At 69.5% G+C, this 15517-nt stretch carries 9 protein-coding genes; 5 read left to right on the top strand and 4 right to left on the bottom strand.

Annotated features, from left to right (window positions below; translation table 11 throughout):
• Positions 1–2 precede the first annotated feature (2 nt).
• A complete protein-coding gene (locus tag C8258_RS25260) occupies positions 3–2510 on the bottom strand; it encodes an RNA helicase (protein WP_106957315.1) in 2508 nt (835 codons plus the stop codon).
• A gap of 89 nt (positions 2511–2599) precedes the next feature.
• The gene (locus C8258_RS25265) at positions 2600–3532 is read right to left on the bottom strand and encodes a PAC2 family protein (RefSeq protein ID WP_106957316.1); all 933 of its coding nucleotides are present in this window, start codon (positions 3530–3532) and stop codon (positions 2600–2602) included.
• Between the two features lie 424 nt (positions 3533–3956).
• Here C8258_RS25265 and C8258_RS25270 point away from each other — a divergent pair, with 424 nt between their 5' ends.
• The gene (locus C8258_RS25270) at positions 3957–4568 is read left to right on the top strand and encodes a DUF5642 family protein (protein ID WP_146161327.1); all 612 of its coding nucleotides are present in this window, start codon (positions 3957–3959) and stop codon (positions 4566–4568) included.
• A gap of 707 nt (positions 4569–5275) precedes the next feature.
• Complete coding sequence (locus C8258_RS25275) at positions 5276–6739, top strand: DUF4192 domain-containing protein (protein WP_158271311.1); 1464 nt, start codon at positions 5276–5278, stop codon at positions 6737–6739.
• Between the two features lie 35 nt (positions 6740–6774).
• On the opposite strand, the gene galE is transcribed toward C8258_RS25275, so the two are convergent.
• Positions 6775–7755, bottom strand: coding sequence for a UDP-glucose 4-epimerase GalE (gene galE, locus C8258_RS25280; RefSeq protein ID WP_106957319.1), 981 nt, complete (start codon positions 7753–7755; stop codon positions 6775–6777).
• 3 nt (positions 7756–7758) lie between these two features.
• Positions 7759–8445 carry a metal-dependent transcriptional regulator gene (locus C8258_RS25285; RefSeq protein WP_106957320.1) on the bottom strand — a complete coding sequence of 229 codons (687 nt, stop codon included), beginning with the start codon at positions 8443–8445 and terminating at the stop codon, positions 7759–7761.
• Positions 8446–8697: 252 nt separating this feature from the next.
• On the opposite strand from C8258_RS25285, the gene C8258_RS25290 reads away from it, so the two are divergent.
• The 3 genes from C8258_RS25290 to ppc all read left to right on the top strand — a co-directional run bounded on the left by C8258_RS25290 (position 8698) and on the right by ppc (position 15489).
• Positions 8698–9930 (top strand): acetoin utilization protein AcuC, encoded by a 1233-nt coding sequence (locus C8258_RS25290; RefSeq protein WP_106957321.1) that lies wholly within the window; start codon positions 8698–8700, stop codon positions 9928–9930.
• On the top strand, positions 9923–12622 hold the full coding sequence (locus C8258_RS25295; RefSeq protein WP_106957322.1) for a bifunctional GNAT family N-acetyltransferase/acetate--CoA ligase family protein: 2700 nt from the start codon (positions 9923–9925) through the stop codon (positions 12620–12622). Before C8258_RS25290 ends, C8258_RS25295 begins: the two co-directional genes overlap by 8 nt.
• An 80-nt stretch (positions 12623–12702) precedes the next feature.
• On the top strand, positions 12703–15489 hold the full coding sequence (gene ppc / locus C8258_RS25300; RefSeq protein ID WP_106957323.1) for a phosphoenolpyruvate carboxylase: 2787 nt from the start codon (positions 12703–12705) through the stop codon (positions 15487–15489).
• Positions 15490–15517: the final 28 nt, after the last annotated feature.

Consider the following 15517-nt stretch of genomic DNA (forward strand, 5'->3'; position numbering starts at 1 on the left):
GCTCATCCGGCACGCACCGTCATCTCGTCGAAGACCACCTCGCCGGCGGCATCGGATTCGGCCAGATCCACGACGGCCTCGAGCGCCCAGCCGTGATCACCGGCCGGATCGTCGAGTATCTGGCGCACCCGCCAGAAGCCGGGTCGAGTCTCGACGGCGAACAGCGCCGGGCCGCGCGCGTCCGGGCCGGTGCCGATCGCACCGTATTCGTCGAAGTACGGGGCCAGATCGTCGGCCCAGTCCGGACCGTCGTCGAATTCGCCGAGTTCGTGCCAGCGCTGCCGGGCGGCCAGCTCGACCCGGCGAAACATGCTGTTGCGCACCATGACCCGGAACGCGCGTTCGTTCGCGGTGATCGGCCGCACGGTGTCGGCGCCGAAGGCGAGTTGGTCGTCGTCGGTCTCGGCGCCCGGATTGGTGAGTTGTTCCCATTCGTCGAGCAAGCTCGAATCGACCTGGCGGACAAGCTCTCCCAGCCATTCGGTGATGTCCTCGAGTTCCTCGGTGCGCGCCGACTCGGGGACGGTCCGGCGCAGTGCGCGGTAGGCGTCGGCGAGGTAGCGCAGCACCAGGCCCTCCGAGCGCGCCAGCTCGTACTGGGAGATCAGTTCGGCGAAAGTCAGTGAGCGCTCGATCATTTCGCGCACCACGGCCTTGGGGGACGGGCTGAATTCCGAGACCCACGGATGGCCCCCGCGATAGGTTTCGAAGGCCGGTTCGATCAGCTCGGCCAGCGGCTTCGGCCAGGTGATCTCCTCGATCAGCTCCATGCGTTCGTCGTATTCGATGCCGTCGGCCTTCATCTCGGCGATCGCCGCACCCCGCGCCCGGTGCTGCTGGGCGAGCAGCAACTGGCGCGGATCCTCCAGTGTGGATTCGATGATCGACACCACATCCAGTGTGTAGCTGGGAGCCGACTTGTCAAGCAGCTCCAGCGCTGCCAGCGCGAACGGCGACAGCGGCTGGTCGAGCGCGAAGTCGCGCTGCAGGTCGACGGTGAGCCGCGCCCGGCGGCCGGTGGCATCCGGTTCGTCGAGTTGCTGGACCACTCCCGCATCGCGCAGCGCCCGGTAGAGCCGGATCGCCTTCAGGATGTGTTTGCGCTGCGCAGGCCGGGGTTCGTGATTGTCCTCGAGCAGGTGACGCATCGCGTCGAAGCAGTTGCCGGGCCGGGCGATGACATTGAGCAGCATCGAATTGGTGACCCGGAATCGTGACACCATCGGTTCCGGCTGCGCGGCGACGAGCCGGTCGAAGGTGTCCTCGGACCAGGATACGAAACCCTCCGGCGGTTTACGCCGCTGGATTTTGCGCAGCTTCTTCGGATCGTCGCCGGCCTTGGCGACCAGTCTGGCGTTCTCCACTTCGTGCTCGGGAGCCTGGACCACCACCGTGCCGACGGTGTCGTATCCGGCGCGCCCGGCCCGGCCCGCGATCTGATGGAATTCGCGCGCCTTCAACCGCCGCGTGCGCACCCCGTCGAATTTCGTCAATCCGGTGAGCAGCACCGTGCGGATCGGCACGTTGATGCCCACGCCGAGGGTGTCGGTGCCGCAGACGACCTTCAGCAGACCGTCCTGGGCCAGCCGCTCCACCAGACGCCGATACTTCGGCAACATCCCGGCGTGATGGACGCCGATTCCGTGGCGGATCAGCCGCGACAGTGTCTTGCCGAATCCGGTCGCGAACCGGAAACCGCCCAGCGCCTGGGCGATCGCGTCCTTCTCCGCCTTGGACGCGAAGTTCACACTCGTCAGCGCCTGGGCGCGCTCCAACGCGGCGGCCTGGGTGAAGTGCACCACGTAGACCGGGGCCTGGCTGGTGGTCACCAGGTCTTCCAGGGTTTCCGTGATGGGGGTGCGGACATACGAGAACAGCAGCGGCACCGGGCGCTCGGATCCGGTGACGATGGCGGTGGAGCGTCCGGTGCGCCGTTCCAGATCCCGCGCGAAATGGTCCACCTCACCCAAAGTGGCCGACATCAACAGGAATTGGGCGCGCGGCAGTTCCAGCAGCGGCACCTGCCAGGCCCAGCCGCGATCGGGATCGGCGTAGAAATGGAATTCGTCCATCACCACCTGGCCGATATCGGCGTCCGCGCCCTCCCGCAGCGCGAGATTCGCCAGGATCTCGGCGGTGGCGCAGATGATGGGGGCCGTCGGATTCACCGCGGCGTCGCCGGTGACCATGCCGACCTTGTCGGCGCCGAACACCTCGCACAGCGCGAAGAACTTCTCGCTGACCAGTGCCTTGATCGGCGCGGTGTAGTAGCTGCGCTCACCCCGGTTCAGCGCGGCGAAGTGCGCGCCGACGGCGACCATCGATTTTCCCGAACCGGTGGGTGTGGCGAGGATGACGTTCGCGCCGGTCATCAGCTCGATCAGCGCCTCTTCCTGCGCCGGATACAGCGTCAGCCCCTGGGCGGAGGTCCATTCGGCGAAGGTTTCGTACAGCCAGTCGGCATCCACGTCGGGCACGGCACGGTCGGGAACCAGTTCGGACAGCTGCACGTGCGTCCACGTTACCGACGAACCGTCGCGGGTACCGCATCGCCCGGCGGCACGGCGGTGAACCGTGCCGCCGGGCGATGGAGTGCGGGTCAGTCCCGGGGCTCGTCGCCGTCGCCGAATTCGGTCTGCTCGGCGAGGAAGCGCTCGAACTCCGCGCCCAGTTCCTCACCGGTCGGCAGGTCGGCCTCTCCGGCGAGCAGGCTGGAGCGGCGCTCCTGCGCGGTGACGAAGCTGTCGTACTGGCGCTCGAGCGCCTGGACGACCGTCTCCACCTCGGCATTGCCGGCGATGTGCTCGTTGACCTGTTCGCGTACGCGGGCCGCGGCCTCACCGAGCGCCGCCAGCGGAAGTGCCAGGCCCGCGTTGTCGGCGACGTTCTCCAGCAGCGTCTGCGCGGCCTCCGGATACGCGGTCTGCGCCAGATAGTGCGGGACGTGCACCGAGAAACCGATGGATTCGTGGCCGTGTTGTCCCATGCGGTACTCCAGCAGCGACGACGCGCTGCCCGGAACCTGCAGCTCGCCGGGCCAGCGCTGATGTTCACCGATCAGATCGCGGTCGCTGGCGTGGGCGGTGATACCCAGCGGCCGGGTGTGCGGAATCGCCATCGGGATGGCGCTCAGGCCGATGCTGCGGCGCACGCCGAGCTGTTCGGCCAGCAGGCGCACGGCCGTCACGAACTTCTCCCAGCGCAGGTCCGGTTCGATGCCGGACAGCAGCAGGAACGGGGTGCCGGCGGTGTCGCGCAGCGCCCACAGGTTCAGTTCCGGATCCGCGTAGTCCGAGAAATGGTCGGTCTTGAAGGTCATCAGCGGTCGCCGCGAGCGATAGTCGAGCAGTTCATCGACGTCGAACGAGGCGACGAGCTCGGATTCGAGGCTTTCGCGCAGATGGGTCGTTGCCAGCCGTACCGCGTGGCCCGCGTCGGTGAAACCTTCCAGGCCGTGCACCAGCACCGGACCCTCGCCGTCGGCCGAGGACAGCTGCGGAGCGGGGAACTCCAGCTCGTACATACTGCTCATTTGCCAAACTCCCTGGTCAAGCCCTGTCCGCCTCAGTCGTTTTCAGTAGTGGTCCGGTGCCGGATCTCGCCACCTCGCCACCGTCCAGGGTACGCGCGGGGGTGTCGCGTACCGGTCGGCGTGCGGGCGGTGACATCCGATGGAAACCGCCGGTCCACCGGGGGATGTAACCCCCGCAGAGTAGCGGTCGCGGAGCGTACCCGGCGGAGGTAGGCCACGCTCATGCCCTACCGGAGAACACAACTCCGGATCCGCGCCGGGTATTCCCGCGGGGTCGGCGTGGCAGATCCGCGGGGGCGGCGGCATCGGCCATAGTGGGGGAGTGAGCGTCCCGAATCCGCCGGCCTCGCGGAGGTGCCGCGGGTTCGGCCACACCGTCGGGTACGCGGCCTTGAGTTGTCTGCTCGCCGCGTGCGGTTCCACGGTGTCCGGGCATCCGACCGCGATGCGCCAGAGTGTGGTCACCCGGCATATCGACGGCGATCTGACAGCGATGCTGCCCGGCCAGGACCGATTCCCGGCGGGATATACGACCGTCGTCGCCTCCGGTGATCGCGCCGCGGCGGCGGCCGCGGATCTCACCGCGATTCCGCCGGGGGCACGGATCGATCCGCCCGGCTGCGCACCCGCCCCGCCCGATCCCACCGGGACCGCGGCGACGGTCGGGACCGACGACCGGACCCGAGCCACGATCACCGTCGTGCTGAGCCGTACCGACGAGCCGTTGTCCTCGCTGGGAGACCAGCTTTCGCGCTGCACCACGGTGCACGCTCGGCACGGCGCGATCGATCGCACGATCACCACCCGGCTGCTGCCGCCCCCGCCGGTCGACGCCGACGACACCGTGGCCTTCGGTCGCACGGCGACCGGCTCGCCGCCCGGCAGCTCCGCCGATCCGGCGCTGCGGACCCTGCTCGCCCAGATCGGCGACATCCGAATCGAAACCACGGCAATGACTTTCGGTGCCGCCGCGCCGGATACGACCGGCCTGGACCAGGTCTTCACGGCGGCGGTCGCCAAGGTCCGTACCCGCTGAGGCCGGTGGCGACTGTGCTCTCCCCGGCGCAACCGTAACAGCAGGCCCCGACATCCCTGCTCGGTCGCACCGCGTGTCGGCACCGCCATCCCCAGTTTTCAACGGACTCCCCAGACGAAATGAAAGCCCAGCTCAGCCCGCCGGCTCGGCAGTGGCGCACGGGCAGTGTGGACGCCATGACCACACACACCGACCCCGGCCGGCCCAGCACCGATAGCCACGATGCGGCGCAGGGCCCATCGCCGTCGAGCGCGGTTCCGCAGACGACGAGCGTGGCCTCGGCGGAGACGGGCATACCCCGAACCGCGCCGGGCCCCGGCACCCGGCCCGAATCGACGGAGCGAGAGGGCATGCCGGGCCGGGACAGCGGACCCGGCACCGCGGCTCATTCACGGAAAGCTGCGGAAACCGAAGCTGCTACCGATGACCAGGCTGTCGCCACTTCGCCGCCTCCTTCGCGGCGCGTCGGCGGATGCGCGAACCGGATGTGCCGGTCGCGCGGGGGAGTCGCCCGCGCGGCGGGCGGAACGGCAGGCGCGGAGGCCGGGGCGGGTCGAGTTCCGCTGCGATGCGGCGATATTCGGGGGAGTGTTCGCGCGGAGGTGCCGCCGGGCCGGTGTGCCGGCGCCGCGTGCGCCACCGTGCACGAATGCGTCGGTGCCGAGCACAGTGACTGCGGTGGCGACTCGATGGCGCCGGAGCGCTGCGTGCGCAGTGAGGTCGGCCGGATGGGGCGACCGCGCGCCGATTGCCGCGGAAACGACAGCGGTGCCGAGGAATACGGTCCTCCGCGCGACGAGGACGACATGGTGGATGCCGGTGGTAGCACGGCGAAACCGACACCGCCGCAGCGGGATACGCCGCCGGAACTCGCGGTGAGCGAGGCCGACACAACATTGGCCGGTCCAACATCGGAGTCGGCACCGTCCGGCACGGCGCACGGCCTCGCGGGCGAGGCCGAATCGGATCCGCCCGGCACGGGCGACGGTGACATGTCTCGTGAGCGAGGCAGCGGCGTGGAGGGCCGCCGCACCCGGGCGGGCGGCGCCGAACAGCTGTGGGCGGCGACCGCGTTGACGATGAGCGAACCGGCGGAATTCATCGCGGCCGTGCCCGCGCTGTTGGGGTTTCGCCCGCAGCGTTCGCTGGTGGTGTGCCTACTGCTGCGGTCGCAGAAGTATCCGGGCGCGGTCTATCTCGGCGCGGTGGCCCGCCACGATCTCGATGTGGCGGGATGCGGGGCGTGGGTGCGGCTGGCCGCGCAACTGGCCGCCATCTGCGGGCAGGAGCAAGCCGTCGGTGTGGTGGCGCTGATCGTCGACGATCGTGCGACGGCGCCGCGGGCGGGGCGGGCCGGGCGGTGTGCGGCCCGCCATCGCGATCTCGTCCGGGTGCTCGACGGTGCGCTGCAGAGCCAGGATGTGCTTCTCGCGGAGGCATGGGCCGTGGGCGAGATCACCCCGGGCGCCGACTGGTGGAGTGTGCTCGATACCGGCAGTGCCGGTACGCAAGCGGATCCGGCGGCCTCACCGGTCGCGCTCGCGCAGGTTCTCGACGGCCGCCCCATCCGGGGCTCGCGCACCGAGCTCACCGCCGCGGTGGCGGAGAACACGCCACTGCGTCTCCAGATCGACGCCGTGATCGGCAATGCCGCGGAGGCCGCCAGGCAGCGGTTCCGGCGCGCACTGCGTGCCGGGGAGCCGCGCTCCTACAGTCGCGCGGCCCTGGACATGGTGTTGTGGCAGATCAGCACTGTGGAATCGGGCGATGACCTCGATCCACGCGAACTCGCGGATCTGGCCGTCGCCGTGCGGGACACCGCGGTGCGCGATTCGCTGTTCGCGGTGGCGCTGGGTGCCCACGCCGCAGCGGCCGAGGCGCTGTGGTCTCGTGCCTGCCGCGGCCTCACCGGCCCGGACCGGGCCGAGCTGGCCACCCTCTTCGGCTACAGCGCCTATACCCGCGGTGACGGACCGCTGGCAGGTGTCGCGTTCGAGGCTGCGCTGCAGGCCGACCCGGCTCACCGCATCGCACGACTGCTGGACGCGGCGCTGCGCACCGGCATGCGCCCCGACGATGTGCGCAAACTCGCCGTCAGCGGCCGCGATATCGCCGCGGGGCTGGGTATCGACCTGGTCATCGCCGATGACGGCGAGCCGGAGTCGCGATGACAGCTTCCCGATCACGGGCCCGGAGGCCGCGCGTATCAGCGAGCGCTGTGCGCGCGGTCACCGAGCGAGGTGAGGAAATCCCAGGCGTCGGAGACGATTTCGTCGAGATCGTTGTGTTCGGGCTGCCAGCCGAGCTCGTCGATCGCCTTCGCGCTCGACGCGATCAGCACCGCCGGATCACCGGCGCGCCGCGGCGCGTCCACCGCGGGAATCGGCCGGCCCACGACGCGCTCACAAGCCGAGATCACTTCGCGCACCGAAAATCCCGTACCGCTACCGAGATTGAAGATGCGATGTTCGCCGGGCCGCGACTGCGCCAATGCCAGGACATGCGCGCGGGCGAGATCACGGATGTGGATGTAGTCACGCACCGCGGTGCCGTCCGGCGTCGGATAGTCGGTGCCGAACACGGAAATCGAATCCCGATGTCCGAGAGCCGTTTGCAGGATCAGCGGGATGAGATGGGTTTCCACCACCCGGTTCTCGCCGAGCCCTCCGTACGCGCCGGCGACGTTGAAATACCGCAAACTCGTCGCGGCCAGACGGTGCGCGACGGCGTACGAGGTGATCGCGTGGTCGATCGCGAGCTTGGAGGCCCCGTAGGGGTTGGTCGGGCGGGTCGGCGCGGACTCGAGAATCGGAACCTGTTCCGGCTCACCGTAGACCGCCGCGGTCGAGGAGAACACCAGCCGCGGGGTCTGCGTGCGACGAATCGCCTCCAGCAGCGCCAGCGTCTTGACCACATTGCCGTACCAGTACTTCTCGGGCTGCTGTACCGATTCGCCGACCAGCGACTGCGCCGCGAAATGCAGGACGCCATCGAAGGATTCGGATTCGATCAGCTCGACGCCGGTGGTCGCGATATCCCCGTCGACGAATTTCGCGCCGGCCGGCACACCCTCGGCGTTGCCGGTGGACAGATCGTCGACCACCACGACCTCGTGGCCGTCCTGAACCAGTACCTGGGCGCAGACTCCGCCGACATATCCGGCACCGCCGGTCACCAGAAGTTTCATCCGTCAGGCCAGCCTGACCTGGACGGCGTGGGCCATCTCGTCGGACAATTCGAAACCGACGTGCCCCGGCACCGAGATGATCACCACACCGGGCTTGGTCTCGACGGTCACGCGGGCATCGGGAACCACCCCGGCCTCCCGCAGCTGACCGATCACGTCCGGATCGGCCTGAATGTGTTCCGACAACCGGCGCACCACGACCGCCGACACCTGGCCGGGCGGCAGGTCGGAGAGCCGGACCAGGGTCTCGTCACCGGAATTGATGGAGTTGACGCCGAGTTCGTCCAAGCCGGGGATGGGGTTGCCGTAGGGCGAGGTGGTGGGGTGATTGAGCACCTCGAGCAGACGCAGTTCCACCTCCTCGCTCATCACGTGCTCCCAGCGGCAGGCTTCGGCGTGCACGTTCTGCCAGTCCAGCCCGATCACGTCGACCAGCAACCGTTCGGCCAGCCGGTGTTTGCGCATGACCGCCACGGCCATCGCGCGACCCTTGTCGGTGAGTTCGAGGTGGCGGTCGCCGGCGACCATCAGCAGACCGTCGCGCTCCATCCGCGCGACCGTCTGACTCACCGTCGGGCCGCTCTGCTCGAGGCGCTCGGCGATACGCGCCCGCAACGGCACCACGCCCTCCTCCTCGAGGTCGTAGATGGTACGGAGATACATCTCCGTGGTGTCGACCAGATCCTTCACCTGTTACCCCTTCGTCGGCACGAATTCTACCCACGCCCGGCTGCACAATCGGCGTCAGCATATTTCGCACGTCCTGCACGAACCTCGCCGATACCTGCGCGCGCGACCGGATGCGCGCGGGCGGCAGGCGCGCCCGGTGTCGTCTTGCATTTCTACTGCATGACAACGACAACGCGGGTGGTCTGCTTCCCGTGTCCCCGCCGGTGCGAGCAACGCCACGGCGACGGGCCGCGGTGGGCTAGCGTGACCGTTATGGCAGACGACGCCGCAGTGGTATGGACCGACCGCTTCCTGGACTACACCTGGACCCCGGAACATCCGATGAAACCGGCCCGGCTCCGATTCACGATGGCGCTCGCGCGCAGTCTGGGTTTGCTCGACGGCATCGAAACCCTCGCACCCGGCCCGGCCAGTGACGGTGAGCTGCTGCGCATCCACACCGCCGCCTACCTCGAGGCCGTGCGCCACGCCGTGCCCGCACCTCCGGGCACGACACCGCCGGCCGCACCCCCGCACGGGCTCGGTTCGATGGACAATCCCGTCTTCCCCCATATGCACGAGGCGGCCTCGGTGATCGTCGGCGGAACCCTCGCCGCCGCCGCGGAAATCGCGGCGGGCCGCGCCCGGCGGGCGGTCAGCATCGGGGGTGGTATGCATCACGCGATGCCCGACGCGGCATCCGGGTTCTGCGTCTACAACGATGTGGCGGTAGCCATTTCGTGGCTGCTGGACAACGGCTTCGACCGCATCGCCTACGTCGACGTCGACGTGCACCACGGCGACGGCGTGCAGCGTGCCTTCTACGACGATCCGCGCGTGCTGACCATTTCGCTGCATCAGCATCCGGCGACGTTGTGGCCCAACACCGGCTGGCCCGAGGAGATCGGCGCCGGCCCCGCGGAGGGCACCGCGATCAATCTCGCCGTGCTGCCCGGCACGCGGGATGCGCAGTGGCTGCGCGGATTTCACGCCGTCGTGCCCGGGGCGCTGGCCGCGTTCCGGCCGCAACTGGTGGTGAGTCAGTGCGGGGTCGACAGCCATCGCGAGGACCCCCTCGCCGACCTCGAACTCACCGTCGACGGCCAGCGCGCGGCGTTTCGGGCCATGCGCGAACTCGCGGACCGGTACGCCGAAGGGCGCTGGCTCGCGGTGGGTGGCGGCGGTTACGGACTGGTCCGGGTGGTGCCGCGCGCGTGGACCCACCTGCTGGCGACGGCGCTGGATCGCGAGATCGACCCGGGCACCGCCATTCCCGAGGACTGGCGTGAGCTGGTGCGCGGCTACGCCCCGACCGTGCCGGCGCCGACCACGATGGGCGACGGCGGCGACACCGCCTTCATCCCCTGGGAGGGGCCGGGCGGCGTGCTCGACACCGGCGACGCCCACCTCGACCGCGCGCAGCGCGCGATCGACACCTCGGTGCTCGCCACCCGCCGCGCGACCTACGGATTGCTGGGCCTGGACCCGGAGGACCCCCGTGACTGAATCATCCGTCCCCGCACCGGACGCCGAGAACACTCCCGCCGATCCGCCGCCGCCCCCGCAGCATTGGTTCGCCGATGTGCTCGCCGCCGACGGCGGTGTGGTCCGGCTGCGGCCGATCACCCCCGACGATGCCGAGCCGATGCAGGCATTCCACGCGGCGCTGTCCGATCGGACCCGTTATCTGCGATATTTCGGTCCGTACCCGCGGATGACACCGAAGGATCTGTACCGCACCACCCACGTGGACTACCACAACCGGGTGGGGCTGGTCGTCGAACTGGGGTCGGTGATCATCGCGGTCGGCCGCTACGAACTGCTCACCGATCGCGAAGGTCCCCGCGCGGCGGAGGTGGCGTTCGTCGTCGCCGACGAACATCAGGGCCGCGGCCTGGGGTCGATCTTGCTCGAGCATCTGGCCGGGGCGGCCGCCGAGAACGATATCGACACCTTCGTCGCCGAGGTACTCGCCGAGAACCACACCATGGTCACGGTCTTCCGGGAGGCCGGGTACCAGGTCCAGCGCAGCCGCGACGGGTCCGTGCTGCACCTCGAATTCGCCATCGACCCCACCGAAGCGCTGCTGTCGGTGCGGGATTCGCGGGAGCGGGCCTCGGAGGCACGCAGTGTCGGCAATCTGCTGGCGCCGCGGTCGATCGCCGTCATCGGTGCGACCCCGTCGTCGAGCCGGGTCGGCGGGGCGGTGCTGGCGAATCTGCTGTCCGGGGTGTTCCAGGGCCCGGTGTATCCGGTGAATCCGAATCGGACCTCCGTGCGCGGTGTGCGCGCGTATCCGACCGTGCACGACATCCCCGACGAACTGGATCTGGCGGTGGTCGCCGTACCGGCCGAGGAGATCAAATCGGTCCTCGACGACTGTATGGCCAAGGGGGTCAAAGGCCTGGTCGTGCTGACCGCCGGATTCTCCGAAACCGGGCCGGCGGGCTTCCGCGCCGAGCGCGATCTGGTCGACGCCGCACGCGGCCACGGCATGCGCGTGGTGGGACCGAGCGCGCTCGGTATCGCCAACAGCGATCCGGCGGTCTCGCTGAACGCGACGCTCGCGCCGGTGCTACCGGGCCGCGGCCGGGTCGGATTCTTCTGCCAGTCCGGGCCGCTGGGCGCGGCCATCCTGGCCGAGGCGGCGGCGCGCAAGCTCGGACTGTCGACCTTCGTCTCGGCCGGCAATCGCGCCGATGTGTCGGGTAACGACCTGCTGCAGTACTGGGATACCGATCCCGACACCGACGTCGTGCTGCTGTATCTGGAGACCTTCGGCAATCCGCGCAAGTTCTCCCGCATCGCCCGCCGGGTGGCCCGCACCAAACCGGTGGTGGCGGTGAGCAGCGGCCGCAACGCCGCCAACGTGCCGGTCAGCGGTCTGGAACGTTCGGTGGAGCGCGATCTGTTCGCCCAGGCCGGCATCGTGCAGGTCGATACGATCGCCGAACTGTTCGACTGCGCCATGCTGCTGGCCTACCAGCCGCTGCCGGACGGCCCGCGGCTCGCGGTGATCGGCAACAGCGCCGCCCTGGGCTGGCTGGCGGTGGACGCGGCGCGCGGGGAGGGACTGGAGGTCGGGGAGCCGACCGATCTGGGGCCCCAGGCCGAACCCGCCGACTACCTGACCGCCGTCGCGAGTGCGATGGATTCGGCCGAGGTCGACGCTGTCATCGTCATCTTCGCGCCGCCGGTGCCGGCGGCGGTCACCGCCTTCGCCGAGGCGATCCGGGCCGGCGCGCAGGATGCGGTCAAACCCGTGCTCACCACCTTCGTCGCCGATCACGGTATGCCTAATCTGCTCACGGTGCGCGGTGCGGGCGGCATCGTCGACCGCGGTTCCATTCCGTCCTACCCCGATCCGGAACGCGCGGCGCGAGCGCTGGCAAGGGTGCGGCGATACGCGGCGTGGCGGACCCGCCCGGCCTCTCTGGTGGTGCGCCCGGACGGTCTCGAGGTCGGCCGGGCGCGAGACCTGGTGGAGCAGTGGATGTCTCGCAATCCGGACGGGGACTGGCTCGGCGATCTGGAGGCCGCGGAACTGCTCGCCTGCTACGGCATTCGCGTGGTGGAGTTCCGGGAAGCACGTGATCCCGACGCGGCCGTCGCGGCGGCCGCGGAACTGGGATATCCCGTCGCCGCCAAGGCCACCGGCGAAATGTGGCGCAGCCGACCGGATTTCACCGGTGTCCGCCTCGACCTGTGGCGCGACACCGCGGTCCGGCGCGCCTACACCGATCTGGCGGAACTGACCGGCAACGCGGTGGTCCACATCCAGAAGATGGCGACCAAGGGGGTGGGGTGTGTGCTGCGGGTGCAGGACGACCCGTCGTTCGGATCCGTCATCGGATTCGGTCTCTCCGGAACCATCATCGACCTGCTCGGCGACCGCGCCTACCGGGCGTTGCCGCTGACGCAGGCCGAGGCGGTCGAATTGATCGACGCCCCGCGCGCCGCCCCGTTGCTCGACGGGCAGGCCGGATCGGGCCGCACCATCGGGGAACCGGTGGACAAGAAGGCGCTGGCCGCACTGGCACAACGCATTTCGGCGCTGTGCGACGATCTGCCGGAGGTGCGGGAACTGTCGGTGGAACCGGTGCTGGCCTCACCGGAGGGCGCCGCGATCCTGTACGCGCGCGTGCGGATCGGCCCGGAACCGAGCCGCTTCGACAACGGTCCGCGCCGGCTGGTGTGAGGCGTTCGGTGCCCGGCCCGCCATACCGTGGTGACCAGCGCCACCGCGGCCGGTCCGCGGACATGGTCGATACTGGCCGTATGCGCGAAGATCAGATCGAGAGCGCTACGGCGCCCCTGCGGGACGATATCCGGTTTCTCGGTGCGATCCTGGGCGAGACGATCCGTGACCACGAGGGCCCCGAAGTGTTCGACCTCGTCGAACGGGTGCGGGTCGAGGCCTTCCGGGTGCGGCGGTCGGAAGTGGAGCGCAGCGCGGTGGCGGAAATGCTGCGCGATACCGAGCTGCCGGTGGCGATCCCGCTGATCCGGGCGTTCAGTCATTTCCTGCTGTTGGCCAACCTCGCCGAGGATCTGCAGCGCGACCGCCGCCGCGCGGTGCACGTCGCCGCCGGTGAGCCGCCGCAGGAATCCAGCCTGGCCGCGACGTATCGGGCGCTCGACCACGCTCGCGTCGACGGCGCGCTCGCCGCGGAGGTGCTCGAGGACGCGCTGGTCTCGCCGGTGATCACCGCTCATCCCACCGAGACACGCCGCCGCACCGTCTTCGACGTTCAGGCGCGCATCACCGAACTGATGCGCCGGCGGGCCCGCTACCGCGAGGACGAGCCCGAGTACGCCACCATCGACCACGACATCCGCCGCCAGATCCTCACCCTGTGGCGCACCGCGCTGATCCGCCTCGCGCGGTTGCGGATCTCCGACGAGATCGAGGTCGGACTGCGCTACTACGACCTCACCTTGCTCGAGGTGATTCCGCGGATCAATGCCGAGGTCCGCGAGGCGTTGCGGGCGCGGTGGCCCGGATACGATCTGCTCGCCCGGCCGATTCTGCGGCCCGGTTCCTGGATCGGCGGCGACCGCGACGGCAACCCGAACGTGACGGGCGAGGTGGTGGAACGCGCCACTCGCCGGGCCGCCACGGTGATCTTCGGCCACTATCTGAAAGAGCTCGTCGCCCTGGAGAAGTCGCTGTCGCAGTCGATTCGGCTGGTCGCGATCACTCCGGAACTGTCCCGGCTGGCCGACGCCGCCGGTGACGATTCACCGCAGCGCGCCGACGAACCGTATCGTCGCGCGATCCGCGGCATCCGCCTGCGCCTCGCCGCGACCGCCCAGCGTGCGCTCGGCTCGGCCGCCGAATTCCCCTCGGTGTTCGAACTGTCCGGTGAGCAACTCGCCCGCGTCTCGCCGTACGAGGGCCCGGACCAGCTGCTGGACGATCTGAACACCGTCGACGCCTCCATGCGCGAATCGGGTGACGGCCTGCTGGCCGACGACCGCCTGGCCGCGCTGCGCGGCGCGGCGGAGACCTTCGGGTTCCACCTGCAGGGCTTGGACATGCGCCAGAACTCGGAGGTGCACGAACAGGTCGTGGCCGAACTGCTGGCCTGGTCGGGTGTGCACGCGGACTATCGCAGCCTGTCCGAACCGGAGCGCGTCGAGCTGCTCGCAGCCGAATTGAGCACGCGACGGCCGCTGCTGGGCCCGCACGCCCGGCTGAGCGAACTCGCCACCAAGGAGCTGGGCGTGGTGCGCGCGGCCCGCGCCGCGATCGACGCGCTGGGGCCCGATACCGTGCCCAACTACATCATCAGCATGTGCACCTCGGTGAGCGACATGCTCGAGGCGGCGCTGCTGCTGAAAGAGGCCGGAATTCTCGATCCCGGCGACGACCAGACCCCGCCTCACTCCCCGGTCGGGGTGGTTCCGCTGTTCGAGACGATTGACGATCTGCGCGGCGGAGCGGCGACATTGGCCGCGGCACTGGAGGTTCCGGCCTATCGCCGCCTGGTCGCCGCCCGCGCGATGGCGCAGGAGGTGATGCTCGGCTATTCCGACTCCAACAAGGACGGCGGATATCTGGCGGCGAACTGGGCGTTGTACCGCGCCGAACTCGACCTGGTGGAAACCGCCCGCAAAACCGGAATCCGGTTGCGGCTGTTCCACGGTCGCGGCGGCACCGTCGGCCGCGGCGGCGGCCGCAGTTACGACGCGATCCTCGCCCAGCCGGCGGGCGCGGTGCGCGGTTCGCTACGGCTGACCGAGCAGGGAGAGGTGATCTCCACCAAATACGCCGAATCCGGTTCCGCCCATCGCAATCTGGAATCGCTGGTCGCCGGCACACTGGAGTCGTCGCTGCTGGATGTAGAAGGTCTGGGATCCGGCGCCGAGGCGGCCTACGAGGTGTTCGAGGAGCTCGCGGAGGCGGCGCGCGACGCCTATGCGCGGCTGGTGCACCGGACGCCCGGCTTCGTCGACTACTTCCGGGCCTCCACGCCGATCGCCGAGGTCGCCGACCTCAATCTCGGCAGCCGGCCCGCCTCCCGCAAACCCACCAGTTCGGTATCGGATCTGCGGGCGATTCCCTGGGTGATGGCGTGGAGCCAGTCGCGGGTGATGCTGCCGGGCTGGTACGGCACCGGCAGCGCGATCCAGGAGTGGGCCGGTACCGACTCCGAGCGCTGGCAGACGCTGCGCGACCTGTATCGGCGCTGGCCGTTCTTCCGCACCGTGATGTCCAACCTGGCGCAGGTGATGGCCAAGGCCGATATGGATATCGCCGCCAGTTATGCCGAGCTGGTCGAGGATGCGACGTTGCGCACCACCATCTTCGGCATGATCCGCGACGAGTTCGACCGCACCGTCCAGGTCCATGCGGCGATCACCGGCAGCGATCAGCTGCTATCGGACAACCCGGCGCTGGCCGAGTCCATCCGCAACCGCTTCCCGTACCTGGAACCGTTGAACCAGATGCAGGTGGACCTGCTGCGGCGCAGGCGCGCCGGGGACGAATCGGAGTTGGTCGAGCGCGGCATTCTGCTCACCATGAACGGCCTGGCGACGGCGCTGCGCAATTCGGGGTAGCCGCGGCAAACCCCGGGTAGCCGCGCAA

It is taken from the genome of Nocardia sp. MDA0666, from assembly GCF_003023875.1.
Lineage (GTDB): Bacteria > Actinomycetota > Actinomycetes > Mycobacteriales > Mycobacteriaceae > Nocardia > Nocardia aobensis.

Bases quoted from the DNA above. Each gene is read 5' to 3' on its own strand.
- C8258_RS25265 (WP_106957316.1), bottom strand. From the start codon at position 3,532: ATGAGCAGTATGTACGAGCTGGAGTTCCCCGCTCCGCAGCTGTCCTCG.
- galE (WP_106957319.1), bottom strand. From the start codon at position 7,755: ATGAAACTTCTGGTGACCGGCGGTGCCGGATATGTCGGCGGAGTCTGC.
- C8258_RS25290 (WP_106957321.1), top strand. From the start codon at position 8,698: ATGGCAGACGACGCCGCAGTGGTATGGACCGACCGCTTCCTGGACTAC.
- ppc (WP_106957323.1), top strand. From the start codon at position 12,703: ATGCGCGAAGATCAGATCGAGAGCGCTACGGCGCCCCTGCGGGACGAT.